The 23,701-nt window shown below is 67.0% G+C and carries 23 protein-coding genes; 14 read left to right on the top strand and 9 right to left on the bottom strand.

What is annotated here, in order from left to right:
- Window positions 1–16: 16 nt before the first annotated feature.
- Together OHB24_RS35960 and OHB24_RS35955 are read left to right on the top strand one after the other, a co-directional pair.
- On the top strand, window positions 17–793 hold the full coding sequence (locus OHB24_RS35960; RefSeq protein ID WP_327635370.1) for a phytanoyl-CoA dioxygenase family protein: 777 nt from the start codon (window positions 17–19) through the stop codon (window positions 791–793).
- A 64-nt stretch (window positions 794–857) separates the two neighbouring features.
- Complete coding sequence (locus OHB24_RS35955) at window positions 858–1,418, top strand: hypothetical protein (protein ID WP_327635369.1); 561 nt, start codon at window positions 858–860, stop codon at window positions 1,416–1,418.
- A gap of 12 nt (window positions 1,419–1,430) precedes the next feature.
- Here the strand turns inward: OHB24_RS35955 and OHB24_RS35950 are convergent, their stop codons facing one another.
- Entirely contained in the window at window positions 1,431–3,737 is a 2,307-nt protein-coding gene (locus OHB24_RS35950) for an ATP-binding protein (protein ID WP_327635368.1), read from the bottom strand.
- Window positions 3,738–3,868: 131 nt separating this feature from the next.
- Here OHB24_RS35950 and OHB24_RS35945 point away from each other — a divergent pair, with 131 nt between their 5' ends.
- On the top strand, window positions 3,869–4,363 hold the full coding sequence (locus OHB24_RS35945; protein WP_327635367.1) for a hypothetical protein: 495 nt from the start codon (window positions 3,869–3,871) through the stop codon (window positions 4,361–4,363).
- A 73-nt stretch (window positions 4,364–4,436) separates the two neighbouring features.
- Here OHB24_RS35945 and OHB24_RS35940 read toward each other — a convergent pair whose 3' ends face one another.
- The 3 genes from OHB24_RS35940 to OHB24_RS35930 are packed head-to-tail and all read right to left on the bottom strand — an operon-like array spanning window position 4,437 to window position 7,732.
- On the bottom strand, window positions 4,437–6,320 hold the full coding sequence (locus tag OHB24_RS35940) for a ricin-type beta-trefoil lectin domain protein (protein ID WP_327635366.1): 1,884 nt from the start codon (window positions 6,318–6,320) through the stop codon (window positions 4,437–4,439).
- Window positions 6,317–7,528 carry a NosD domain-containing protein gene (locus OHB24_RS35935; RefSeq protein WP_327635365.1) on the bottom strand — a complete coding sequence of 404 codons (1,212 nt, stop codon included), beginning with the start codon at window positions 7,526–7,528 and terminating at the stop codon, window positions 6,317–6,319. Before OHB24_RS35935 ends, OHB24_RS35940 begins: the two co-directional genes overlap by 4 nt.
- A gap of 33 nt (window positions 7,529–7,561) precedes the next feature.
- The gene (locus OHB24_RS35930; RefSeq protein WP_327635364.1) at window positions 7,562–7,732 is read right to left on the bottom strand and encodes a hypothetical protein; all 171 of its coding nucleotides are present in this window, start codon (window positions 7,730–7,732) and stop codon (window positions 7,562–7,564) included.
- A gap of 217 nt (window positions 7,733–7,949) precedes the next feature.
- Here OHB24_RS35930 and OHB24_RS35925 point away from each other — a divergent pair, with 217 nt between their 5' ends.
- From OHB24_RS35925 to OHB24_RS35895, 7 genes are read left to right on the top strand one after another with little or no spacing between them, the layout of a single operon-like run.
- Window positions 7,950–9,260 (top strand): ABC transporter substrate-binding protein, encoded by a 1,311-nt coding sequence (locus OHB24_RS35925; RefSeq protein WP_327635363.1) that lies wholly within the window; start codon window positions 7,950–7,952, stop codon window positions 9,258–9,260.
- 22 nt (window positions 9,261–9,282) lie between these two features.
- Complete coding sequence (locus OHB24_RS35920) at window positions 9,283–10,173, top strand: carbohydrate ABC transporter permease (RefSeq protein WP_327635362.1); 891 nt, start codon at window positions 9,283–9,285, stop codon at window positions 10,171–10,173.
- The gene (locus OHB24_RS35915) at window positions 10,170–11,009 is read left to right on the top strand and encodes a carbohydrate ABC transporter permease (protein ID WP_327635361.1); all 840 of its coding nucleotides are present in this window, start codon (window positions 10,170–10,172) and stop codon (window positions 11,007–11,009) included. The genes OHB24_RS35920 and OHB24_RS35915 overlap by 4 nt, the downstream gene beginning before the upstream one ends.
- A 23-nt stretch (window positions 11,010–11,032) precedes the next feature.
- On the top strand, window positions 11,033–12,154 hold the full coding sequence (locus OHB24_RS35910; RefSeq protein WP_327635360.1) for a glycoside hydrolase family 172 protein: 1,122 nt from the start codon (window positions 11,033–11,035) through the stop codon (window positions 12,152–12,154).
- A 10-nt stretch (window positions 12,155–12,164) separates the two neighbouring features.
- A complete protein-coding gene (locus OHB24_RS35905) occupies window positions 12,165–13,247 on the top strand; it encodes a LacI family DNA-binding transcriptional regulator (RefSeq protein ID WP_327635359.1) in 1,083 nt (360 codons plus the stop codon).
- A 3-nt stretch (window positions 13,248–13,250) separates the two neighbouring features.
- Window positions 13,251–14,225 (top strand): N-acetyltransferase, encoded by a 975-nt coding sequence (locus OHB24_RS35900; protein WP_327635358.1) that lies wholly within the window; start codon window positions 13,251–13,253, stop codon window positions 14,223–14,225.
- Between the two features lie 26 nt (window positions 14,226–14,251).
- Window positions 14,252–15,640 (top strand): MGH1-like glycoside hydrolase domain-containing protein, encoded by a 1,389-nt coding sequence (locus OHB24_RS35895; protein ID WP_327635357.1) that lies wholly within the window; start codon window positions 14,252–14,254, stop codon window positions 15,638–15,640.
- A gap of 6 nt (window positions 15,641–15,646) precedes the next feature.
- On the opposite strand, the gene OHB24_RS35890 is transcribed toward OHB24_RS35895, so the two are convergent.
- Window positions 15,647–15,856 carry a CDGSH iron-sulfur domain-containing protein gene (locus OHB24_RS35890; protein WP_327635356.1) on the bottom strand — a complete coding sequence of 70 codons (210 nt, stop codon included), beginning with the start codon at window positions 15,854–15,856 and terminating at the stop codon, window positions 15,647–15,649.
- Between the two features lie 77 nt (window positions 15,857–15,933).
- On the opposite strand from OHB24_RS35890, the gene OHB24_RS35885 reads away from it, so the two are divergent.
- A complete protein-coding gene (locus tag OHB24_RS35885; protein ID WP_327635355.1) occupies window positions 15,934–16,926 on the top strand; it encodes an iron-containing redox enzyme family protein in 993 nt (330 codons plus the stop codon).
- Window positions 16,927–16,965: 39 nt separating this feature from the next.
- On the opposite strand, the gene OHB24_RS35880 is transcribed toward OHB24_RS35885, so the two are convergent.
- The 4 genes from OHB24_RS35880 to OHB24_RS35865 all read right to left on the bottom strand — a co-directional run bounded on the left by OHB24_RS35880 (window position 16,966) and on the right by OHB24_RS35865 (window position 19,411).
- Window positions 16,966–17,175: a hypothetical protein gene (locus tag OHB24_RS35880; RefSeq protein ID WP_327635354.1), complete on the bottom strand. Its 210-nt coding sequence runs from the start codon at window positions 17,173–17,175 to the stop codon at window positions 16,966–16,968.
- 134 nt (window positions 17,176–17,309) lie between these two features.
- Complete coding sequence (locus OHB24_RS35875) at window positions 17,310–17,903, bottom strand: rhomboid family intramembrane serine protease (protein ID WP_327635353.1); 594 nt, start codon at window positions 17,901–17,903, stop codon at window positions 17,310–17,312.
- Window positions 17,904–18,025: 122 nt separating this feature from the next.
- A complete protein-coding gene (locus tag OHB24_RS35870) occupies window positions 18,026–18,925 on the bottom strand; it encodes a hypothetical protein (RefSeq protein WP_327635352.1) in 900 nt (299 codons plus the stop codon).
- Between the two features lie 210 nt (window positions 18,926–19,135).
- Window positions 19,136–19,411, bottom strand: a complete 276-nt coding sequence (locus OHB24_RS35865; RefSeq protein ID WP_327635351.1) for a hypothetical protein — start codon at window positions 19,409–19,411, stop codon at window positions 19,136–19,138.
- Window positions 19,412–19,765: 354 nt separating this feature from the next.
- Between OHB24_RS35865 and chvE the strand changes: the two genes are divergently transcribed.
- From chvE to mmsB, 3 genes are read left to right on the top strand one after another with little or no spacing between them, the layout of a single operon-like run.
- Window positions 19,766–20,905 (top strand): multiple monosaccharide ABC transporter substrate-binding protein, encoded by a 1,140-nt coding sequence (gene chvE, locus OHB24_RS35860; protein ID WP_327635350.1) that lies wholly within the window; start codon window positions 19,766–19,768, stop codon window positions 20,903–20,905.
- Between the two features lie 6 nt (window positions 20,906–20,911).
- A complete protein-coding gene (gene mmsA / locus OHB24_RS35855) occupies window positions 20,912–22,450 on the top strand; it encodes a multiple monosaccharide ABC transporter ATP-binding protein (RefSeq protein ID WP_327635349.1) in 1,539 nt (512 codons plus the stop codon).
- Complete coding sequence (gene mmsB / locus OHB24_RS35850) at window positions 22,447–23,694, top strand: multiple monosaccharide ABC transporter permease (RefSeq protein WP_327635348.1); 1,248 nt, start codon at window positions 22,447–22,449, stop codon at window positions 23,692–23,694. The genes mmsA and mmsB overlap by 4 nt, the downstream gene beginning before the upstream one ends.
- The last annotated feature ends 7 nt before the right edge of the window (window positions 23,695–23,701 follow it).

The following is a 23,701-nucleotide window of genomic DNA, read 5'->3' as shown; positions in this document are numbered from 1 at the left end:
AGAAGAGGACACCGTGATGCTCGATCCCGTCGTCGACAAAGGTCAGCTGACCGAGACCGACCGCTTCATCTTCGAGTCGTGGGGCTACTTCGTGATACCCAACGTCCTGACCAAGGAGGAGGCCGCCGAGGCGTACGACGTCTCGCAGCGTCTGCACCAGAGCCGCGACCGCGAGTTCGGGCAGATCGGCCGGACCTACGAGAGCGAGCCGGTCCTCGAACGGCTCATCGACCATCCCGACGTACTTCCGAAGGTGCAGGGTCTGCTCGGCGACCGATTCGTGCTGCAGGCCGGCTGGAACACCATGCAACCGGCGCACGCCGGGAACGGCCGCTGGCACCAGGACGGATCGTCCGCCTTCGACTTCAAGGACCTGGGATACCCGGTGCCCTTGCTCCAGCTCCGCGTGTCGTACCTGCTCACCGATCAGACGGTGCCCGGCATGGGCAACATGGAGCTGATCCCCGGCAGCCACCGCTCGCGGGTCGGTTTGCCGGACGCAATCCGTGAGCCCAACGACGACATCGCGATCGGCCATGTCGTGTGCGCCGAGGCCGGGGCCGCCCTGGTGTTCCACAACGGCGTCTGGCACCGAACCTTCCGCCACGACGGCGACCTCGACCGCTACACAACGCACTACGTCTACAGCCCACCCTGGGTCCGCCCGGCCGATCGCCTCACCAACGACCCCGAGTTCCTCGAGCGCACCACACCCCTGAGGCGCGCGTTGATGGGAGAGTTCGCCCGACCAGACGCCCCCTTCGGCGCCAACTACGACCCACTTCCGATCTGAGGTCCTGGCCCCGGGAGCTACTAGGATCTGGCGCGCTCGTGCAGTCGACATACGGGGAGCTTCGATGTTCGCGAGACAGCAGATTCGGCGTGTCGTGCTATGGGTCGCGGCTGCCGCGACGCTGGCAGTGCTGCTTCCGGGGCCGGGTACGACGGCCTCTGCGCGGGTGGCGCCCGAGCCGAGGGCGGCCGCGCAGGCTGCCGAGGCGTACGAGGCCTGCGGGCCGGAGCGGGTCGAACGGGACGGTACGGTCCGCCGGTTCTGCGGGCAGACCGTCGGCGACCTGGGCCGGACCGGCTGGTACTACCCCGACGAGGACCGCTACGAGTGGGCGGACTGGTGGCGGGCGACCGTCCGCAACTGCAAGCTCGACGGGAAGTACCTGGGCACCGACGGCGTCCGGCGGATGTTCATCGGCTATCCCCACTTCCGTCGGCCGACCGACGGCAGCGTGTACGTGCCCGGCACGCAGTACTGGGAGTGGAAGGGCCGCACCTACGCGCGGCTGGCTTACTACAGCTACGCCGATCATCGGGTGCATCCGACCGAGAAGCAGTTCACGGACCGCCTGCCCCGGGAGTATCCGCCGCACGGCAAGCCGGCCCAGCCCTGCCATCCGTCCTAGCGTCTTTCCGACCTAGCGTCCTGAGTCGGAGGTCCGGGAGCCCAAGGCCTGCTGGCACTGCTCGATCCCGGCGCGGGCACTGTCCAGCTCGCCAGGATTGTCGAGCTCGTCCGCGAGGGACTCGGCGCGGCGGTAGGTCTCCAGGGCGGGATCGAATCGGCCGAGCAGGTGCAGGTCCGCCCCGAGTTCGTTGAGGATCGACAGTTCGCCCAGTCGATAACCGGTCTCACGGGCAAGCACCAGGGCTTGCTCGTGGTGTTGCAGTGCCTCGTCGAGCCGTCCCAGCCGCTGGTACACGCTGCCGACGTTGCCGAGGGCAACACCCTGGGCTGCCCGGTCGCCGATTCGCCTCGCCAGCTCCAGGTGCCTGAGGTTCTGCTCGAGTGCCTCGTCCAGCCGGCCGCTGCGCTCCAGTGCGTATCCGAGGTTGCCGAGCGCTACGCCTTCGGTGACCCGGTCGTCGGTCGTGGCCAGGATGTCGATCGCGGTCCGGTAGTGCTCGATTGCCTCGGGCAACCGGTCGAGTCGTCCGTAGCTGACAGCCAGGTTGGTCAGGGCGATCCCCTCGCCGACCCGGTCGCCCAGTTCCTGGTGGATAGCGAGGGCATCCTGGTTGTGCTGCAGCGCCTCGTCATACCGGCCGAGCCGCCAGCACGCGGTTCCGAGGTTGATCAGCGCGCGGGCTCGCCCGGGTGGCGCAGCGATCCTGGCCGCCAGCTCGTGCAGGTTCGCGGCATCCTGATGGTGCCCCGCATCGTCGAGGAAGCGGAACAGCAGGACAGACAGGTCGACGGCATGCTGAGGCGAACCGTGGTTGCTGGCATGGCTCGCGATCGCCAGCAGGTTCGCCCTCTCCGTTTCCAGCCAGGCAGCCGCGCTGTCACGGTCGGCGATCGGCGGCGTGGGGGTCCCCGGATCCGGGACCTCCGGATGGCGGTGGCGATCCTGCGGCGCGTAGTGCACGAGCGCGCACTTCGCCGTACGGCGGTAGTGGTCGTAGAGCTTGACCAACGCCGAGCGGCGCCCGGCCGGCCGCTCTTCTTCGCGCGCCCGGTCCGAGGCGAAGATCCGGACCAGGTCGTGCATCGCGAACCGCTCGGTCGCGGGCTGCCGCAGCACACTGGCGGACACCAGGCGGTCGAGGGTGGCAGTAGTACTGCTGAGCCCACCGCCGGTGAGCGCGGCCGCGGCGCACGCGTCCAGGTCCGGGCCAGGATGAAGAGACAGCAGCCGCAGCAGCCGCTGGTCGTCCTCCGGGAGCCGCTCGTACGACGTCGCCAGAGCAACCTCGACCGTGTCGTCCAGCCGGAGGCTGCCGCGTCGCTCCGCGAGGCGATCGAGGTGGTCCGACAAGGTCCAGTCCGGTCGGTTGTCCATCCAGCCTGCGATCAGTGCGACCGCCAGCGGAAGGTGGCCACACAGGTCCGCGATCCGGGCGGCCAGCTCAGGCGCGGCATCGACCTGTCCGGTGGCGGTCCGGCGCAGCAGTTCGACCGACTCCGCCGGAGCGAACGGCTCGAGCGCGATCTCCTGGGTGATTCCCGGCAGCTGGAGACGTCGACGGCTCGTCACCAGGGTCAGACAGCCGTCCGCGGCGGTCAGCAGCGGTGCCACCTGGTCCTCGCTGCCCGCGTTGTCGAGCAGCACCAGCGCCGGGGAACGGGCAAGCAGGGAGCGGTACATCGCCGTACGCCGTGCCAGGTCGAGCGGCGCGATCTCGCTACCGCGCACGCCGAGCCGACGCAGGAAGGCACCTAGTACGGCGGCCGGGTCTGCCGGTGGTCGATCCGGGTCGTAGCCGCGCAGGTCGACGAACAGGCGCCGCCCTGGGACCAGCCGCTGGGCGATGTGGGTGGCGAGAGTCGTCTTGCCTGCGCCCGCCATCCCGTGGATCGTCACCAGCCCGGTCACGGTGCCGGCCGGTACCCGGTTCAGCTCTGCTCGCCGGCCGGTGAACTGCGGCAGGTCGGCCGGGAGATCGGTTGCCACGTCCACGACGGACGCCTCGGCGGCGCGCTGATCGACCACCTGGCACACCTGTCGCCACTCGGCCGCCGCTGCGTCGTCCTCGACCAGCACGCGCACGATGTCGACCAGTAGCTCCGGGTCGATCCGGCTCCGGCCAGGCTGGAAGCAGTGGTAGACGGTCGCATACGCGGGGATCTCGCAGACACCTCGGGCCGTCCGGTCGCGGACGGTCCGCCGGTGCGCCTCGCGGTACGACACTCCGGCCCACGATCTGAGCGCTCGAAGACGCTCGGCGAGGTCGTCGTACGTGCGCACCGAGCCCGGGCGGGGAGGCTCGCGGCCGGATTCCATGGCGGCACGCTAGCAAGTCCGGCGGCCGCGGGTGATCGGATTCGATCGGTTCGGCTGATCGGACCGACGCGACGGCGGCATGCTCATCCGGCCGGGACCACCGGCACGAAGTCATCCATCTGGAGGAACTGATGAGGATCGCGTCATTGCTGGTAGCCGGGGCCATCGGGGTGTCCGGCCTGGTCGCGGCCGGGACGGCAGCCACCGCGGCAGACGGTCCGGACGTACCGGAAGGGCCGGGCTTCGCCATCAAGTCGCAGAACGGCGGGGAGTTCGCAGGCCATGCAGAGGCCGGCGGCAGGATCGCCTGGCACGGCGCCAAGTCGTTCACGATCCACGTCGCCCGGGTGGCCGACATCTGCCTCAGCGGCGGCGACGGCGCGGGTGCGTACATCTGGTACCAGACGCGTCTCGGCAACGGCTTCAGCGACTGGAAGCGCACGCCCATCGCGGACACGTCGGGCTGCAGCGACGGCGATGTCGGTCACGGTGACTACCGCGTCTACAGCAACGAGACAATCGGCGCCGTACGAGTCATCCTCCGCGAGTGCGAAGGCAAGGACGGCTGCAACACGTCCCCCAACGACAACGCCAAGACCGACTGGAAGTGGAACCCAAACCGCTGATCCACAGCGGCCGGCACCAGCAACAGGATCGGGGGACACGATCGGCGGGCAGCTAGCCCGCCGATCGCGACCGTCAGGTGGGGCCTACCCAGCTTTGGTTTCGGGTGGCTACGCAGTCGTAGATTTGTAGTTGGCGGCCGTTGGTGAAGTCGGCTTCGGGGAGGTCCAGGCATCGGCCGGAGGCCTGGTTGATGAGGGAGCCGAAGTTGGCTTGGTGCCACTTCTGGTTGTCGCCGCCTGAGCAGGTTGCGACGTTCAGCAAGGTCAGGTTCGCCGTCTGGCCGGACGGCACCTCCAGGCAGACGCCTCCTGTTTTCAGTTGTCCGAGGCTGTCGAGACTCCACGTCTGGTTGGAGTTCGCCAGGCAGGACCACAGCTGCACCTTGCCGCTGGCAACATCGCGATCGACGCACATGTCCTGGCGCGTGGTCGACACGATGGCGCCGGCGGGAGCCGTGCCCGCGGGGCCGGGCGTCCAGGTCGAGCCGATGGGGGAGAAGCTGAGTGAGGTGAGGGTGACCGCACCGCCGACGGCGTACAGGTGAAGCCCGAGGCTGGCGGGGGAGGAGTCGAAGGCGACGTTGTCGCTCACTACGGTTTTGCCGTTGTTGCCGAAGACCTCCAGTTGCCCGCGGTCCACGAGGATTCTGATCGTGACCTGGTTCGAGATCGGTGGCGCCGGCGCGCCGTACAGGGTCTGCGCCGCAACGCCGTACGCGACGGTGCGATCGCTCGATCCGTCCGCGCGCGCGTGCAGGCGGAATCCGAACTCCGACGCGGTGGCGCCGGTCAGGTCGAACTGGGCGCTGATCTCGTACGTGTCGGCCGAGATGCCGCTGAGTGGATCGGTCGCCGGATCCGTCGTGATCGTGCGCGATCCCCAGGTCTGCGTCGACGTACGGATGGTAGAGATCTCACTGACCGGATTGCGGGTGAGGCGGATGCCCTCCGGATAGGTCTTCAGGGCGAGCTCGACCGGGAAGGAAGCGTTGCCGGTCCAGGTCACGCCGGCGTTGCTCGGCTGCCAGCCCAGCTGGACGATGCGGCCGTTCGGCAGCTGGTTGAAGGTCTGGGGCGCGTACCAGGTGGACGGTGGGAAGGCCGCGCCGGACACTCCCCATTCCATCCGCTGCGGGGTCGCCCAGTCCGAGACGAACAGGCCGTTCGCGTCGAGTGAGCCGACGACGTACTCGCCGCTGGCATCCTGGAGGACCCACTTCTGCGCGTTGGTGTCCCCGTCGACCAGCAGTTGGTAGAGGTCGGGACATTCGACGAACCAGTTGGCCGCGTAGGCGCCGCGATAGGTCCAGTCGAGCAGATTCGTCGAGGTGTAGAACGCGGCGCCGGTCCCGGCCCGGAACGTGACGAGTTCCCAGCGGTTGTGCTGCGGGTCCCACTGCACCTTGGGGTCGCGGCTCTCGACCGGATCGGTGATGACCTTCGCTCCGCCGTTGTACATCTGGAAGGTCTTCGCCCCGTCGGTCGAGTACGCGATGCTGACGCCGTCGGTGTTGGTGAACAACAGGATCGGGTCGTCGGACCCGACCTTCAGCCCGGTCACGTTGTTGAGGTCGACCCAGCCCGATCCCGACCAGAGGTTGCCACTGTGCACACCGGGCTCGAGGCTGATCGGTTGCTGCGTCCAGTGCACGAGGTCGGTGCTCGTCGCGTGCCCCCAGTGCACCGCCGCGTCCCACGACAGGCCGTGCGGGTTGTGCTGGAAGAACAGGTGGTACACACCGCGGTAGTACAAGGGAGCGTTGATGTCGTTCATGAACCCGTTCTGCGGGCTGAAGTGGAACTGACCGCGGAACGGTTCGGTGTAGTCGGTGGCGGCGTACGGGTACTCCGGATAGTCGGCGGGTGAGCCGGCGACGGCGGCCGGGACCGCCGTCAGACCGGTGAGCGCCAGGACCCAGGCCAGGAACCGAGCCAGGAACAGGGCGACCCGGATCATGGCGTGGCCCGGAACCCGTACGTCGCTCCGCTCAGCGCCTGGAACTCCGCCGAGGTGCCGCAGTCGAGGACCTTCGTGTTGACCGTCGATCCGTCGAGTACAACGGTGCGTACGGCGACGTTCGCGGCCGTGTGATTGGTGGCGACGTAGTTGTTGCTCCCCGACTTCACCAGGACGATCGTCGGGGTCGCTCCGGACGGCGTGATGTTCGCGGCCGGCACGTCGAACGAGAAGTGATTGCCGACCACGGTGTTGCCGCTGCCGTTGAGCTGCACGAGCCCGAAGAGATCGTCGAGCCCGTTGTTGAAGCCGGTCATCGCCGGGAACGATTCGGGGACCCGGAGGAAATGGTTCGATCCGATCAGGTTGTTGTGGCAGGCGCCTTCGCACTGGATCATGCCCGGATAGAAGGCGTGCAGGCGGTTCGCGCTGATCGTGTTGTTCGTGCAGTTCTTCAGGTGCACCGAGCTCTTGCCCCGGGGGAAGACGTTGTTCCCGGAGACGATCAGGCCGAAGTGGTTCTCGGCGTAGATCGAGAAGCCGACATAGCCGGCGCCGATCATGTTGTCGTTGACCATGCTGGCCTGCCCGGATCCGACGAGCTCGATGCAGCTGCCGTTCTCGCAGAGGAAGTTGCCCTGGATATGCAGCGCGTCGGCGTCGGTGATCACGATCCCGCGCTCCAGGTACACCATCCCCAGGCCCCGGATCCGCAGCGAGTCGGTGGCGGTGGTCGATCGGATCCCGATCTTGCCGTTGAGGTAGCTGTTCTGGTTCGGCGTGAACGAGACGCCGTCCAGGCAGAAGTCCAGCAGTTCGATCGAGCTGAGCCTGGGGTCGCCGCTGCGGCTGATCAGGATCGCCTCGGCGTTCCCGTCGGTGTTCTCGACCCGGATCCGGCTGCCGCCCGGCCAGATCTCGTGCCAGCTGGAGGTGTTGCCGGAGTTGTACCGGATGCTCGACGAGGTGAAGCCGTGCCCGGATCCCTTGAGCTGCAGGTAGCTGATGTCGATGACGATCCGGGTCTTGAGCGAGTAGTCGCCCGGCGGGACGTAGATGACCGCACCGGGCTTGGAGGCCTGCGTCGGCTGGTTCGTCTTGATGTCGGCGATGATGCTGTTCACGATCGCGCCGATGTCGGTGTAGGCGGTGGTCGACGGGCTGCTGGGGATGGTCCAGGTGGTGACGTCGTAGATCGTCGAGGGCATCGTCTTCCCTTTCGTGAGGTGGGCTGCGGTGGGTCAGAGCACGCCGAGGAGCGTGTTGTGCGGTCGCGGCGCCGGGTCGGCGGCGACGGCCGCGGATGCCGGCGTACTCGGCAGTTGGAGGTAGCCAGCGGCGCTCGCGGCGGCTGCGGCCGCCAGGAAGACCCGGCGCGAGAGGCGTGCGTCCGGAGGAGTGGAGGAGTTCACGACGGCTCCTTCTCGGGAGTGCCAAAAGGTTTTGGCAGAGCGGAATTGATCCGAAGGTAGGACCGCGGCCAGGCGGCGGCAAGATCGCCGCAGCTGCCAAAAGTTTTGGCAGCTGTTTGGCGGAAGTTTGGCGTTGACCGACCGGCCCCGGCGGGTGAACATTCCTGCCAAGACGTTTTGCCAAAACGTTTCATCACAAGCCTGAACGGAGCGGAGTATGAACCTTCGCAGCACGAGCGGTCGTCTCCGGACCGCGATGGCCGGCATCGCCGTGGCGACGAGTGTGATCCTGGCGATCGCCGGATGCGGTGCCGGTGGCAGCTCGGAAGGCGCGGCCGGCAAGCTCACCGTCCTGGTGGAGGGCGGCGGAAAGGCCGAGCTCCAGCCGATCGCCGATCTCTACCAGAAGGACACCGGTACGACGGTCGAACTCGTCGAACTGCCGTACGACGGTCTCTACGACCGGATCCAGACCGAGCTCGGCTCGGGCAAGACGTCCTTCGACGTCGCCGCGCTCGACGCCATCTGGCTGAGCGCCTTCTCCGGCGGTGTCTCGCCGCTCGACGATCTGTTCACCGACGACGTGAAGCGCGATCTGTTCCCGGGCCTGGTGGCCGAGGCACAGGTCGGCGGGTCGTACGTCGGGATGCCGGCGTGGACGAACTCCGAGATTCTCTACTACCGGACCGACCTGTTCGGCGACCCGAAGGAGAAGGCTGCCTTCCAGGCGAAGTACGGGTACGCGCTGGTGCCGCCGACCACGTGGAAGCAGTACAAGGACGTGGCCGAGTTCTTCACCCGCGACACGAACGGCGACGGCCAGACCGATCTGTACGGCACCGATGTGAAGGGTGCGGTCGAGACGGAGTGGCTGGCCACGGTTTCGCAGACCGGCGAGAAGACGATGGTTCTCGATCCGAAGAGCGGCGACGTCACCATCGACGACGCCGATCACCTGGCAGCGTTGAACTTCTACACCAGCCTGTTGCCGTTCGCGCCGCCCGGCGCCGCGCAGCTCGACTGGGCCGGCGCGCAGAACCTCTTCTACCAGGGCAAGCTCGCGATGATGCGCTTCTGGGGCCATGCCTACACCCAGACCCCGGCCAATGCCGCGGTCAAAGGCAAGATCGGCGTCGCTCCGATGATCGCGGGCCCCGGCGGCATCGCCGGCGTACCGGGCGCCTGGTACCTATCGGTGCCCAAGGCAACCGACAAGCAGGCCGAGGCCAAGAAGTTCATCGCCTTCGCCTACGAGCACAACGACCTCTCGGTCAAGACGTCGCTGGGTCTGGTCGCGCGGATCTCGGCGTTCGAATCGCAAGCCGGCGTCGCCGGGCACGAGAACTACCCGGCCATCCTCACGACGCTGAAGTCGCCCGCGACGATCGCGCGGCCGGCCACACCGAAGTGGCAAGAGATCGTGACGTCGGTGCTGACGCCGATGCTGCAGAAGTCGGTCGCCAAGGGCGCGGACAACGCGGCACTGCTGAAACAGGCGAAGGCTCAGATTCAGGCCATCGTCAAGTAGACCGACTCCGAAGGACACTCCTGTGCGCCTCACCGACCGCCGGTTCGCGCTCGCACTGATCGCTCCGGCCGCCTTGTTCCTGGCCGCCTTCGTGGCGTGGCCACTGATCAGATTTGTCTCGAACGCGTTCTACGAGATCTCGCCGATGGCCGGCGGCCCGCGGACGTTCGTGGGTTTCGAGAACTTCGCGACCGCGTTCGACTCCCCGGCATTCCAAGGAGCGGCGCTGCGGACGATCGTCTACACGGTCATCGTGGTCGCGCTCGAATTCACCTTCGGGCTCGCCGTGGCGTTGGTCTTCGCGGCGCTCGGCAGCCGGTCGGCCGTGTTCCGGACTGTGTTCATGTACCCGCTCATGGTCGCCCCGGTGGTAGCCGGCCTGCTGTGGCGATTCCTGCTCATCGACAACTTCGGCATCCTCAACGAGTTGCTGCGCCGAGTCGGACTGCTGCACAGCACGGACCAGATCACCTGGCTGAGCAATCCGAAGATCGCACTGTTCTCGGTGGCGCTGCCGGACATCTGGCTGACGACCTCGTTCATCACGCTCATCCTCTTCGCGGGACTGCAGAACGTTCCGGGTGACGTCATCGAGGCTGCTCGGATCGACGGCGTACGGTTCCCGACGCTGCTGTTCCGGATCATCCTGCCGCTGCTGCGACCGGTGATCGCCGTGGCGCTGATCGTTCGCGGCATCGACGCGGCCCGCGCGTTCGACATCATCCTGATCCAGACCAACGGAGGGCCACAGGACAGTACGACGACGCTCAGCCTGCTGATCTACCGCACGATGACACGCAACGGCGATCCCGGCCTTGCCAGCGCCATGGGCACCGTCTATCTGATCGCGATGCTCCTGGTCGCCGCGATCGCGATCTTCGCCATCTGGCGGCCCGGGGGTGATCAGGCATGAACGGCCTCGAGACCCGCCGCCGTCCGACGCGAGTCGTCCTGTGGGTCGCGCTCGTCGCCGTACTGGTGCTGTACGGATTCCCGTTCGTCTACCTGCTGCTGACGTCGTTCAAGACGCCGCTCGACGCGATCGCCGTACCGCCCCAGGTGTTGCCGTCGCAGTGGACGCTCGACAACTACGTCGCCGCGCTCAGCAAGGACGGCGTCGTACCGGCGCTGATCAACAGCGTCGCAACCGCAGTGCTCAGTACGGCGTTCTCACTCGCCCTCGGGGTGCCGGCGGCGTACGCGATCACCCGCTACCGAACGCCGAGCGGGCGCATCTTCGTGGTCGCGGCGCTGGTCACCCGGATGGTGCCGACGATCGCGGTCGGGGCGCCGCTGGTCGAGACGATGCGGCGGCTCGGCATCTCGGACACCACGATCGGTCTGGCGATCGCCCACACCACGATCTCGCTGCCGCTGTCGATCTGGCTGATGTCGAGCTTCTTCGAGGCGGTCCCGATCGAGCTGGAAGAAGCCGCCAAGGTCGACGGCAGCGATCGGCTGCAGGCGTTCCGGCACGTCGTTCTGCCGGTCGTTTCCGGCGGCCTGGCGGTCACGGCCATCTTCGCGTTCCTCGCGTCCTGGAACGAGTTCCTGTTCGCACTGCTGCTCACGTCGGTGCGGGCCCAGACCACGCCGATCGTGATCGCCAATTTCCAGACGCAGTTCGGCCTCGACTGGGGCGGAATGACCGCGCTCTCGGCGCTCTACTCCGTCCCGGTCATCCTGCTCACTCTCGCGCTCCAGCGGCACATCGTCGCCGGCCTGACCCTCGGCGCCGTCAAGGGCTGACACACTCAAACACCGGAGAAGATATGGAATTCTGGCAACCCAACAGCCCGCTCGGCGGTCTGGCCCACGTGAAGTCCGGCCGGTCGCGCCGCGAGTCCAGCTGGGACCGCAGCGGCGGCAACCGGGACTTCGCGGTGGTGCCCGCGGGCGAGACCTTCGTGATCGCCGATATCACCGGGGCGGGACGCATCGAGCACATCTGGCTGACCACGCGGTGCTACTCGGAGAAGTACCTGCGCAAGCTCGTCATCGAGATGTTCTGGGACGGGGAGGAGAACCCGAGCGTACGGGCGCCGCTCGGCGACTTCTTCGGTGTCGGGCACGCGGTCGCGAAGCACTACATCTCCCTTCCGCTGAACGCCGTTTTCGGTCCGCGGCGGGGTCCCAAAGGGCCGTTCGCGGCCGCGATGAACAGCTACTTCCCGATGCCGTTCGGCAGTCACGCGAGGATCCAGATCCGCAACGAGAGCGATCAGCCGATCGAGAACCTCTTCTACTACGTCGACTACGAGCTCAGCGAGGAGCCGATCCCGGACGACGTCGCGCGGTTCCATGCGTACTACCGGCAGGAGAAGCCGACGACCGCCGTACAGCACACCACCGATCTCGAGAACCCGGCGCCGTGGGACCTGCCGGGGACGAACCTGACCGGCGACGACAACTACGTGATCCTCGATGCGACCGGCACGGGGCACTACGTTGGCTGCGTGCTCAGCATCGACAACTTCGACGCCTCCAACCAGGTGTTCACCTGGCCGGGGGAGGGCGACGACATGTTCTTCATCGACGGGGAGGTCTGGCCGCCCTCCTTGCACGGGACCGGCACGGAGGACTACTTCGGCGCCGCCTGGGGATTCCCCAGTGGGGAGTACGCCGGTCCGTACCACGGCATCACGCTCGGTGCGAGCCCGCAGGAGCACTTCGGGCTGTGGAGCATGTTCCGCTGGCACATCGAGGACCCGGTCCGGTTCGCGAAGAGCCTGCGGGTGTCGATCGAGCACGGACACGCCAACGATCAGGGGAACGACTACTCGAGCGTCGCCTACTGGTACCAGTTGGGGGATCACGCGCCGCATGCCGAGCTGCCACCGGTCGAGGAGCGGCTACCGCGACGATGGCCGGAGCACGGCCTCTGGGACGAGTGAGGTCGGGTCGATGAGCGGAGCAGATGAGGAAGCGGTCACGCCGAAGGTGGGCATCCGGGATGTCGCGCGCGCCGCGGGGGTGTCCGTCACGACGGTTTCGCACGTGCTCAACGAGACTCCGCACACGCGAACGAGTGAGGCGACCCGGGACCGGGTGCGATCGGTCGCCCGGGACCTCGGGTACACCCCGAACCGGCTCGCCCGCGGGCTACGGACCCGCGCGTCGGACATGATCGGGCTGCTCACCGAGGAGATCGCGACCACCCCGCACGCCGGCCGGATCATCCTCGGCGCGCAGGAGGAGGCGAGTCGGCACAACCTCACGCTCGCGATCATCAACTCGCATCTGGACGCCGGCGCGGACGCCCGCCGCGCCGACGCCCGGGCGCTGATCGAGCGTCAGGTGGACGGCATCATCTACGCCACGGTCTTCCACCACGAGGTGTCGGTGCCGCGCGAGTTGCGCGCGGTACCGGCGGTGCTGATAGGAGCCCTGGACCGGCAAGGCGTCGTACCCGCTGTTCTACCGGACGAGGCCAGCGGGGCGGCCGATCTCGTTGCCCTGCTGGCCGACGCCGGGCATCGGCGGATCGCGTTCGCGGACTCGAGCATCGAGGTTCCGGCCACCCAGGGCCGCCTGGTCGGGTACCTCCGCGGTCTCGAGCAGGCAGGTATCCCGCGTGACGACCGACTGATCACCTCGAGTGTGTCGGAGGCCGGCGGTGGATACACGGCCAGCCTCGAGTTGCTCGATCGAGACGATCGGCCGACGGCGATCTTCTGCTACAACGACCGGATGGCGATGGGCGCCTACCGCGCGGCCCAGGAGCTCGGCCTGCGAATTCCCGATGACGTGTCGATCGTCGGCTTCGACGACCAGGCGCCCATCGCGGCCAGTGTTTACCCGGCGCTCACCACCGTCGCCCTGCCGCATTACGAGATGGGCGCCTGGGCGGTGGCCACCTTGACCCGGCTCATCCAGAGCAGCAGTACCTCGTGGTACCGCTCGACACACCCGACCTTGCTGCCCTGCCCGGTCGTCGTCCGCGAGTCGGTAGCCCCTTCCGCTGCACGGCGTACGGGCGCACTCTGAGTCATGAAGACCATCGCTGTACTGCCCGACGGCTACACCGTCCGTCCGGCTGAGCCGGCCGACGCCGAGGCACTGTTCGACATGCTCGCGGCTTACAACACGGCGGTGTTCGGGTACGCCGACACCACGTTGCTGGAAGTCGCCTACTGCATTGACATGCCGGGCTTCGACCGCATGGTCGACGGCTGGCTCGTGCTCGCCGCGGACGGCCTGCCGGCCGGGTATGCGACCGCGCTCGGCACAGGCGACCGTCAGCTGATCGACATCGAAGTGGCAGCGAAGGATCCAGGGGTCGCCGCCTGGCTGGTCGATCGGACGGTGGAGCGCGCCCAGGAGATGGGACGCGAGCGTGGCCATGCCGACGTCACCGTCGACGCGTTCGTGTGCCGGGCCGACGAATCGCTGCGCGCGCAGCTGTCCGACCGCGACTTCAGCACCGGTACGTCGTACCACCGGATGCGGATCGACCACACCGGACCGGTTGCCACCCCGGCTGTCACTCCCGACTGGCCCGTCGGAGTCGTGGTCCGCCGCGGGGCCTTCGACGACGCCACCCGACGGGCCGCACACGAGGTCATCAACGAGTCCTTCCGCGGCCAGTTCGGCTGGGCCGAGACCCCGCATGAGGCGTGGGTCGAGCGGCTCGACGACGTGCCCATCTTCGAGTGGGACCAGCTCACGCTGCTCGAAGTCGACGGCCGGGCGGCCGCGGTCCGCCAGTGCAACGACAAGTACGTCGAGACCGAGAACTGTGGTCACATCGGAATGCTCGGTGTGCTCGAGGAGTTCCGGGGGCGTGGTCTGGCGAAGTTCCTGCTGCGCGACGCGTTCGCCCTCGACGCAGCCATCGGCCGGGCCGGCACGATCCTGCACGTCGACACGAACAACCCGACGCCGGCACTCGGCCTGTACCTGTCGGTGGGCATGAACGCCACCGTCGTCTTCGACGGCTGGCGCCGCGTCGTCCCCGTCGCCTAGCTCGGGGTTCTGAAAGGGTGGGGGGCATGCCCGATCGCCCCTTGCTCTCGTCAGCCGCCGGTTCGCGCGGCGACAACCTCCGAGTGTGCTACTCCGCGGCCCTGCACAATCTCCTCGACGTCAACACCATCGCCGACGCGGCCGACGGTGCGGCTGATGGTGCGGCGTACCTGCGCGCCGGAGGAGGGTACTCCGATCCGTGGACGCGGGACGCCGCCATCAACTCGTGGCATGCGGCGAGTCTGCTGTCGCCCCAGGTCGCCAAGCACACGTTGCAGAAGGTCTGCACCGACGGCCTGATCGCTCAGGACAACCAATGGTGGGACCAGATCATCTGGGTCATCGGTGCACAACATCATCACCTGGTGACCGGCGACGCGGGGTTCGCGGCCGATGCTTTCCGGATCGGCGCGGCTTCCCTGGACATCCTCCGACGTGATCGCTTCGACAGCCCGTCGGGTCTCTACCGCGGTCCGGCCCTCATGCAGGACGGTATCGCCGGCTACCCGGAACCGCCGTACCAGCCGGACAATCCGTCGTCCTTCGTGCTGGACCACCCGGTCAGCCGAGACATCCGCTGCCTGTCGACGAATGCCGTGTACGTCGGAGCACTTGGTTGCCTGGAACAACTCGCGGCCGAGGTCGGAGCGGATCCGGAGCCGTACGCCGTCCAGCGGGCCCAACTCGTTGCCGCCATCAACGACCACCTCTGGTCGGACACGGCCGGCACGTACGGCTACTTCCTCGGACCCGGCGGGCTCGATCTCCATCAGGAGACCGCTGGGCTCGCGCTGGCGATCGAGTTCGGCATCGCCGGGGCGGAGCGCGCGGCGGGGATCGTCGAGGGCATCCACCGCGAGCCGTTCGGCGTGGTGAACGTGTGGCCGCACTTCGCCCGCTTCGGCTCCGATCGTCCCGGCCGCCACAATGCCATCTGCTGGCCGATGGTCATGGGGTTGTGGGGGTACTCGGCGGCCGCGGCTCAGCATGCGGCCGAGTTCGGCCGTGCGCTGGACGACCTCGTCACTGTCTTCCGCTCCAGTGGTGACGAGCTGTTCGAGGTCTACAACGCGACGACAGGCGAGGTGGACGGTGGCTGGCAGGTGGGCCGTCAGTGGGAGTCGCTCCCGCACCAGACCTGGTCTGCCACCGCGCTCCTCCGACTCGTCCACGAAGGTCTGTTCGGGCTCAGGTTCGGTGCCGAGGGAATCACGATCCGGCCGACCGTGCCCACGACGTACGCCGGTGAATGGTCGCTGCGATCGCTTCGTTACCGCGCAGCGACGCTCGACGTGACGCTGCGCGGCGAAGGCACCCACGTCCAGTCCGTTCACCTCGACGGCCAAGCGATGGAAACCCCGTTCGTCCCGGCCACCCTCACCGGCCACCACCACGTCGAGGTCGTCCTCGGCTGATCGCGCTCAGCCGGCTCGAGTCCGGTGCGGGAGAGTGTGGGTGCCGTCGCAGAACGGAGGAATAGCGCTGTGCCCGCAGCGGCAGAGTGCGACGGTACGGCGTGCAGCCGGAATCGGACCGCCGTCCTCGTCCACTAGTTCGAAGTCACCGCGCACCAGGATCGGACCGTCCGGGTAGAGACGGATCTGCGTCGCGCTGTCGTCCTGCGTGGTCATGGAACAGCCAGTACCCACCCCAGTAACGGTTTCCAGGCCGGGTAATGGTTCGCTGCCAATGCGTCGAGGAGACAAACATGCAGCTACCACCATCGCGTGGGCCGCTCAGTGCCTGGTTGAGCGGCCTGCTCACGGGCGCCGGCGGTGCACAGCGGACCGTCGAGTTCGTGGGGTCCGGTCAGCCGTTCGCCGACGAGGACCTGCAACTTGCGCTCTGGATCGCGTACGAGCTGCAGTACCGCGGATTCGACGACGTGGATCCCGATGCCCAGTGGGATCCGGGCATCATTGCGGCCCGCACCCAGTGGGAGCGTCCCTGGATCAACTGGCTGGAAGCCAACTGCCGGGTTCGTCCGACCGACGAACCGGTCGCGGAGCAGCTCCGGGCGATGATCGACGCCGATGACGGACCGCGGCTGGCGCCGTACCTGCGTCGGCATGCCACCCGGGAGCAGTTTCGTGAATTCGTTCTGAACCGGTCCGTCTACCAGCTCAAGGAGGCCGACCCGCACAGCTTCGGCATTCCACACCTGGACGGGGCTGCCAAGGCGGCGCTGGTCGAGATCGAAGCCGACGAGTACGGCGGCGGTCGCCCGGAACGGATGCATTCCGAACTGTTCCGTACGACGATGCGCTGGCTCGGACTCGACGACAGCTACGGCCGGTACGTCTCGGAGGTCCCGGCCGTCACGCTGGCCGTCTCGAACGTGATGTCGCTGTTCGCGGTCCATCGCCGCTGGACCGCCGCCCTGATCGGCCACCTGGCGGCGCTCGAGATGACCTCGACCTTGCCCAATCGCCAGTACGCCGCCGGCGCCGCCAGACTCGGCGCTACGAAAGACCAGGCACGATACTTCACCGAACACGTCGAAGCGGACGCCGTCCATGAGCAGATCGCTGCCCACGACCTCTGCGGAAGCTACGTGCAACAGCACCCCGACGCCATCAGCGACATCCTCTTCGGCGCCCGCTGCTCACTCGTCATCGACAACCTCTTCGCCGAACACCTCCTGACCCGATGGAAGGTCTCCACGCGCTACCTTCGCCCGCCCCACGCCGCCGCAGTCTGACCCGCGGCGGTTTCTACCGACTCGCAGACAGTTGGTGGATCAGCCGTCGTTCGTGGTGGTGCGGCGGCGTCCGGCTCGCGTCTCCGACGTACCGCGATGCGATGCCCGCGTCGTCCGGTCGTCGGTGACTGCTGTCTCAGGTGGGTCGGGGGACACGCGAGCCGGATGGACCGGACCCCCGCCCAGACGACGGAACTTCCACCGGCGCTCGTCGTAGTCGTAGTAGGTGTCCACCCCGCCGACAGACATAACCGACCTCCCACCCCTAGGTGCCCATTCGAGCACGCTGCATTGGGGTGCCCAACGATCACAGTCCTCAAACCCCTCAAGCAGTCCGCCGTGCGCCGCGCCCGGAGGGACTTACAGCGTCGACCAGGTGGCCGTCAGTGTTTTGGGTGTGGCAAGAGCAGGACGCCCAGGGTCATGCCGAGGAGGCAGGGGAGGCCGTGGTTGTCGTGCATGATCGTGTCGACTACGGCGAGCACAGGCACGGCGAATGCCGTGATCCGGAGCGGTACCGGCGGTGTGACGCCGTACCGGCGCGGCGCCAGGAGGATCATCGTGGCCAGCCCGCCGATCAGGCCGGCGACGCACATCGAGTTGCCTGCGCCCACTGGATTGAGCCAGATGTAGCTCATGAACTGGCCGAACCATCCGCAGGCGAAGTAGAGGACAAGCCACCGCCAACGGCCGAACACGCGCTCGGCGATCGTGCCGAAGACCGGCAGCAAGAGCAGGTTCGAGATGAGCCCGGACGCCCAGCCGTCCTGGAAGAACATGCCGGTCAGCAGTCGATACCACTGGCCGTGGTCGATGCGAGAGGCGTTACGTACGACATGTTCGTAGAGCGGCCGGTGCACGAGCTGCGCGATCCCGCACGCCAGCGTCACCAGAAACACGGCTGCGGTCAGCAGCGGCCGGGTCGGGCCGACGGCGAGTGCCGCGAGCGAGGCACGAGGTGCGGTGCGAGTAGTCACACCAGGACCCTAATGTGCCGACGCTGCGGCACCTCCGCCGTTTGTCATGATGAAGTCCGCCGTTTGTCATGGTGAAGACCTGACCCGCCACCGGTGAGGCGCGCCGGTGGCGGGTCGAGCGTCTACTCGCCCACGAGTGGGTCGTTGGTGGCGGTCGCCCAGCGGAAGTACGCCGGGTCGTTGAACGTGCCGGGAACCTTACCGAGGCCCTGGATGACCGTCGCGGTCCCGTTGGCGTGTCCGACGGCGTACAGATAGGCCGATTGGGTGTCCTTGTCGATGCCCAGCAGCAGGGTGCCCTGCTTCCCGCACTTCTGCGCGATCAGGAATTCGAAGCCCTGCCAGGTACGGGTGCGTACCGGCTTGACGACCGGTTTCATCGGCGATGTCGTCGGGATGTGAATCGTGTAGAGCGCGCCGCCCCGGGTGTTCGCGAGGAACGTGTCGTAGGTCCGGGTCTTGCTGATCAACGCCATCGACTTCACCGACGCGAAGCCCGGGGCCGTGCCGGTAACTTGCCAATCCCCAGGGATGGAGGTCCATCTGAGCAGCACGCCGTCGGCGCGCAAGCCATAGGTCGCCCCTCGCGCGGACGTTCCCTCCCGATAGCGAGACGTCTCGAACGCGACGATGTCACCGTAGTCGCTGCTGTAGACCTCGCGGACGATCGACTTCGGGTCGAATGCACGGCCCGGGGCGAAGACGTAGCCGCTGTAGGCCATCTTCGCGCCCATGATCACATGGCCCCCGACGTAGACCCCGGCCGGATCCGGCGAGGTGAACATCGAACTGCTGAGTCGTACCGGATCCTTGAACAGACCAGGCGCCACCACATGGTCGTTCGTTCGCGTCGGTGGCGAGTTGGCAGTGATGCGCTGCGACCTGTGATCACCTCCAGCCGTGACCGATCCGAGATCCATCGTGCACTTGCCGGCGCTTGCGTCACCGGTGGTCGTCGTGACGGCGTCCGCGGCTCCGGGGAACAAACCGACGGCCAACAGCGCAGCCGCGCTCAGTGCCACCGAGCCTCGACGGACAAGCCTTTGCTTACCGTGCATGTCGCAACCTCTCGTACCTGCCCCCAGGCTGCGGGCTCGATGCCAGCAGTAGATCGTTACTCACCTTGATGCAGCTGAGCCGCAGAAAGTTGCGCAGCCGTTCCGAACGCCCTGCATGGCTGGATCTCTGCCAACAAATCGTTGCTGTGAGCAACGGTTGGCGCACCGGCCGAGTCAGCCGCTGCGAAGTACCCGGTAGATCGTTTCGGACGAGGGGGCCGGACGAGCAACGTCGTGCCAACCGAGCTCGAGCGCCTTGTCGGCGATCGCCGTTTTGACCTGCGCAACGTCTACGTCGTCTTCGAACAACGAGATCGAGAGCCCGTCACCCGTGGCCGGGTCGACCAGGTGGTAGGCGTGCAGGACTCCGGGAACGGTCTTGGCCGCGTCGATCACCCACTGCCGGTCGTCGTCCGGCATCGGCTCCCATACGGCGATTCGAGCGAACAAGGCGGTACCTCCGTTGACCGGTGGGGAGACTCAGGTGACCAGCATGCCTCGACATCGTGGCTCGGGGATGTCAGTGGCGCGGCAGGATCGTGGTCGGTCTGGTGAGTATGTTTCAGTTGTTAACGCTTCCAGTGTGCGTGACGATCTTCCGTGTTTCGTCGGGGCGATAGCACGCTGTGCGTGGAAGATCCTTTCTGGAAACGGGTTTCGGGCGGTTGCCGTTACGAGACCGTGACGCGTGGATGTCTTGCCGACGTCTTGACCAGCCTGCATGGGAGCGCAAACATGTGAGCGCTAACAATCGAATCGGACCAGCGATGTGGGAGTGACATTCATCCCGGAGGGGAAGCGTTCGTGAAGAAGAGGTTTGTGGCCACCCTGAGTGGGGCCTTGCTGGTGCTCGGCCTCGCGGCGTGCGGCGGAGAAGGAGCAGGCGGGACCACCGACACCGCGAGTCAGCAGCCCAAGGATCTGACCATCGGGGTGTCGATGCCGACGCAGACGTCGGAGCGCTGGATCGCCGACGGCAAGGCGGTGAAGGAGAAGCTCGAGGCGAAGGGATACAAGGTCGATCTGCAGTACGCGAACGACGACATCCCGACCCAGTCGCAGCAGGTGGATCAGATGATCACCCAGGGCGCCGACGTGCTGGTCATCGCCGCGATCGACGGCACCGCGCTCAGCAGCCAGCTGCAGGCGGCGGCCGACAAGAAGATCCCGGTGGTCGCGTACGACCGGTTGATCCGCGGCAGTCAGAACGTCGACTTCTACGTCAGCTTCGACAACTACAAGGTCGGCGTCGCCCAGGCCAAGTCACTTCTTCGCGGGCTGGGCCTGGAGAACGCGGACGGTTCGAAGGGCACCAAGACCGGGCCGCTCAACATCGAGGTCTTCGCCGGTTCGCTGGACGACAACAACACGCACTTCTTCTTCCAAGGCGCGATGGACACTCTGAAGCCGTACGTCGACAGCGGCACGCTGGTCGTCAAGTCGAAGCAGACGAAGCTCGAACAGGTCGCGATCCTGCGCTGGCAGCAGGAGGCGGCGCAGAAGCGGATGGAGAACCTGCTGACCTCGAGCTACAACGACGGCGGCAAGGTCGCCGGCGTCCTCTCGCCGTACGACGGCATTTCGCGCGGCATCATCACCGCGTTGCAGAACGTCGGTTACGGTACGGCGGCCAACCCGATGCCGGCGATCACCGGTCAGGACGCGGAGATCGCGTCGGTCAAGCTCATCAACACCGGTGTCCAGAGCTCCACGATCTTCAAGGACACCCGTCTGCTGGCCGAGCAGGCCGTCAACGCGTCGGTGGCGTTCCTGGAGAAGAAGCAGCCGGAGTCCAACGACACCAAGTCGTACGACAACGGCGTGAAGGTCGTCCCGGCGTACCTGCTGCCGATCCAGACCGTCTTCAAGCAGGACATCCAGAAGCAACTCGTCGACTCCGGTTACTACACGGCCGCCGAGGTCGCCGCCGGTCAGGCGAAGTAGGGCCGAATGAACGACGTGCTGCTCGAGATGCGTGGCATCACCAAGCGTTTCCCCGGGGTCACGGCGCTCGAGGACGTCTCGCTCGACGTGCGGCGTGGGGAGATCCATGCCATCTGCGGCGAGAACGGCGCCGGCAAGTCGACCCTGATGAAGGTGCTGTCCGGCGTGTACCCGAGCGGGAGTTACGACGGCGGGATCAGCTTCGACGGCAGGCCCGTGCACTTCACCGGCATCCGGGGCAGTGAGGCCGTCGGGATCGTCATCATCCATCAGGAGCTGGCGCTGGTCCCGTACCTGTCGATCGCCGAGAACATCTTTCTCGGCAACGAGCGCCGCGGACGCGGCGGACTGATCGACTGGAACCGGACCAACGCCGAGGCCCGCGAGCTGCTGACGTCGGTCGGCCTGGACGAGAACCCGGTCTCGCCGGTGATCCAGCTCGGCGTCGGTAAACAGCAGTTGGTCGAGATCGCGAAGGCGTTGTCGAAGGACGTCCGGTTGCTGATCCTCGACGAGCCGACCGCCGCGCTCAACGACGTCGACTCGGCGCACCTGCTCGACCTGCTCCGGCGGCTGCGGGACCGCGGGATCACCTGCATCATGATCTCCCACAAGCTGAGCGAGATCACCGCGATCGCCGACTCGACCTCGGTGATCCGCGACGGTCGCACGGTGGAGACGCTCGACATGACCTCGGGGGAGGTCACCCAGGAGCGGATCATCCGCGGCATGGTCGGCCGCGACCTCGAGAGCTTCTACCCGGTCCGCGACTCCGATCCCGGACCCGAAGTACTGCGGATCGAGGACTGGACGGTGTGGCACCCGGTCCAGCCGCGCAAGGTCGTCGACGGTGCGACCCTGTCCGTGCGTGCCGGCGAGGTCGTCGGCATCGCCGGACTGATGGGTGCGGGACGCACCGAACTCGCGATGAGCGTCTTCGGGCGCTCGTACGGGCGCAATATCAGCGGCCGGCTGTATCTTCACGGCCAGCAGGTCCGGGCCCGAACCGTGGCCGAGGCGATCTCCAGCGGCATCGCGTACGCCACCGAGGACCGCAAGCGGTACGGGCTGAACCTGATCGCCGACGTCCGTGCGAACGTCTCCGCCGCCGCACTCGGCAAGCTGGCCCGGGCCGGTTGGGTCAACGGCAACGAGGAGATCAAGGTCGCCGAGCAGGGCCGGCGGGAGATGAACATCAAGACCCGCACCGTGCTGGACACCGTCGGCACCCTGTCCGGGGGCAACCAGCAGAAGGTCGTGCTGTCCAAATGGCTCTTCACGGATCCGGACGTACTCATCCTGGACGAGCCCACGCGCGGTATCGACGTCGGAGCCAAGTTCGAGATCTACACGATCATCAACCGGCTCGTCGCACAGGGGAAGGCGGTCATCGTCATCTCCTCCGAACTGCCTGAACTGCTGGGGATGTGCGACCGGATCTACGCGTTGTCGGCCGGCCGGATCACCGGCGAACTGCCGGTGGGCCAAGCCACTCAGGAAGACCTCATGGCGCTCATGACGAAGGAGAAGGAGCTCGCCGGATGACCAGCACCAAGCCTTCGGTACCAACCGAACCGGCGTCAGCAGACAGCGCCTCCGCGGCGCTGCACATCGGCACCAGCGATCCGCTCACCCTGATCATGCGGAACCTGCGGCAGAGCGGCATCTACATCGCGTTCGTCGTGATCGTGGCGCTGTTCGCCTTCCTGACCGACGGTGTCCTGCTCAGCCCGGGCAACATCACCAACATCGTGCTCCAGTACTCCTACATCCTGGTGCTGGCGATCGGCATGGTGATCCTGATCATCGCCGGCCACATCGACCTGTCGGTCGGGTCGATCGTCGCGTTGACGGGCGCGGTGTCCGCCGTACTGGTCATCCAGCACGGACAGCCGTGGTGGATCGGCGTGGTGGCGGCCGTCGCGGTGGGCGTCGCGGTCGGGGCGTGGCACGGCTTCTGGGTGGCGTACGTCGGTATGCCGGCGTTCATCGTGACGCTGGCGGGCATGCTGCTGTTCCGGGGCCTGACGATGCAGGTACTGGACAACGTCTCCTTGTCGCCGTTCCCGGCCGACTACCAGAAGGTCGCCAACGGATTCCTGAACGGCCTGATGGGTGGGCAGGGCTACGACGCGTTCACACTGCTCATCGCCGGGATCGCGGTCGCCGGGTATGCGGTCAGCGTGTTCCGCACCCGGTTGGCACGGATCCGCTACGAGCAGCCGGTGGAGTCGTTCCCGCTGTTCGTCACGCGCGTACTGGCGGTCGCCGCGGTCGTCATGTACTTCGCCTGGCAGCTCGCCCACGCCCGTGGACTGCCGATCGTCCTGATCATCCTGGCCGTCCTCGTGATCGCCTACGGGTTGATGACGAAGAGCACCGTCTTCGGTCGCCAGGTCTACGCGATCGGCGGCAACCTGTCCGCCGCGATGCTGTCCGGTGTAAAGGTCCGCAAGGTCAACTTCTGGATCTTCGTGAACATGGGATTCCTGGCCGGGATCGCCGGCGTCATCTACTCGTCCCGGTCCAACGGCGCCCAGCCGGCCGCCGGCAACATGTTCGAACTCGACGCGATCGCCGCGGCGTTCATCGGCGGCGCGGCCGTCGCGGGTGGCGTCGGCACCGTGGTCGGGGCGATGGTCGGCGGCCTCATCATGGCGGTGATGAGCAACGGGATGCAGTTGATGGGCGTCGACCAGTCGACCCAGTCCATCGTGAAGGGCCTGGTGCTGCTGCTGGCCGTTGCCTTCGACATCTACAACAAGCGCCGCGCCGGCGCCACCCGCTAGGAGCACG

Origin of the sequence: Kribbella sp. NBC_00482, assembly GCF_036013725.1 — a bacterium.
Classification (GTDB): domain Bacteria; phylum Actinomycetota; class Actinomycetes; order Propionibacteriales; family Kribbellaceae; genus Kribbella.
The sequence above is the reverse complement of the archived record's forward strand: the minus strand, read 5'-3'. Positions and strand labels throughout refer to the sequence as shown.

Coding starts and splice junctions, on each gene's coding strand:
- OHB24_RS35905 (WP_327635359.1), top strand. CDS start 12,165: ATGAGCGGAGCAGATGAGGAAGCGGTCACGCCGAAGGTGGGCATCCGG.
- OHB24_RS35880 (WP_327635354.1), bottom strand. CDS start 17,175: ATGTCTGTCGGCGGGGTGGACACCTACTACGACTACGACGAGCGCCGG.
- mmsA (WP_327635349.1), top strand. CDS start 20,912: ATGAACGACGTGCTGCTCGAGATGCGTGGCATCACCAAGCGTTTCCCC.
- OHB24_RS35885 (WP_327635355.1), top strand. CDS start 15,934: ATGCAGCTACCACCATCGCGTGGGCCGCTCAGTGCCTGGTTGAGCGGC.
- OHB24_RS35935 (WP_327635365.1), bottom strand. CDS start 7,528: ATGCCCTCGACGATCTACGACGTCACCACCTGGACCATCCCCAGCAGC.
- OHB24_RS35950 (WP_327635368.1), bottom strand. CDS start 3,737: ATGGAATCCGGCCGCGAGCCTCCCCGCCCGGGCTCGGTGCGCACGTAC.
- OHB24_RS35925 (WP_327635363.1), top strand. CDS start 7,950: ATGAACCTTCGCAGCACGAGCGGTCGTCTCCGGACCGCGATGGCCGGC.
- OHB24_RS35910 (WP_327635360.1), top strand. CDS start 11,033: ATGGAATTCTGGCAACCCAACAGCCCGCTCGGCGGTCTGGCCCACGTG.
- OHB24_RS35900 (WP_327635358.1), top strand. CDS start 13,251: ATGAAGACCATCGCTGTACTGCCCGACGGCTACACCGTCCGTCCGGCT.
- OHB24_RS35895 (WP_327635357.1), top strand. CDS start 14,252: ATGCCCGATCGCCCCTTGCTCTCGTCAGCCGCCGGTTCGCGCGGCGAC.
- OHB24_RS35915 (WP_327635361.1), top strand. CDS start 10,170: ATGAACGGCCTCGAGACCCGCCGCCGTCCGACGCGAGTCGTCCTGTGG.
- OHB24_RS35890 (WP_327635356.1), bottom strand. CDS start 15,856: ATGACCACGCAGGACGACAGCGCGACGCAGATCCGTCTCTACCCGGAC.
- OHB24_RS35955 (WP_327635369.1), top strand. CDS start 858: ATGTTCGCGAGACAGCAGATTCGGCGTGTCGTGCTATGGGTCGCGGCT.
- OHB24_RS35940 (WP_327635366.1), bottom strand. CDS start 6,320: ATGATCCGGGTCGCCCTGTTCCTGGCTCGGTTCCTGGCCTGGGTCCTG.
- mmsB (WP_327635348.1), top strand. CDS start 22,447: ATGACCAGCACCAAGCCTTCGGTACCAACCGAACCGGCGTCAGCAGAC.
- OHB24_RS35945 (WP_327635367.1), top strand. CDS start 3,869: ATGAGGATCGCGTCATTGCTGGTAGCCGGGGCCATCGGGGTGTCCGGC.
- OHB24_RS35960 (WP_327635370.1), top strand. CDS start 17: ATGCTCGATCCCGTCGTCGACAAAGGTCAGCTGACCGAGACCGACCGC.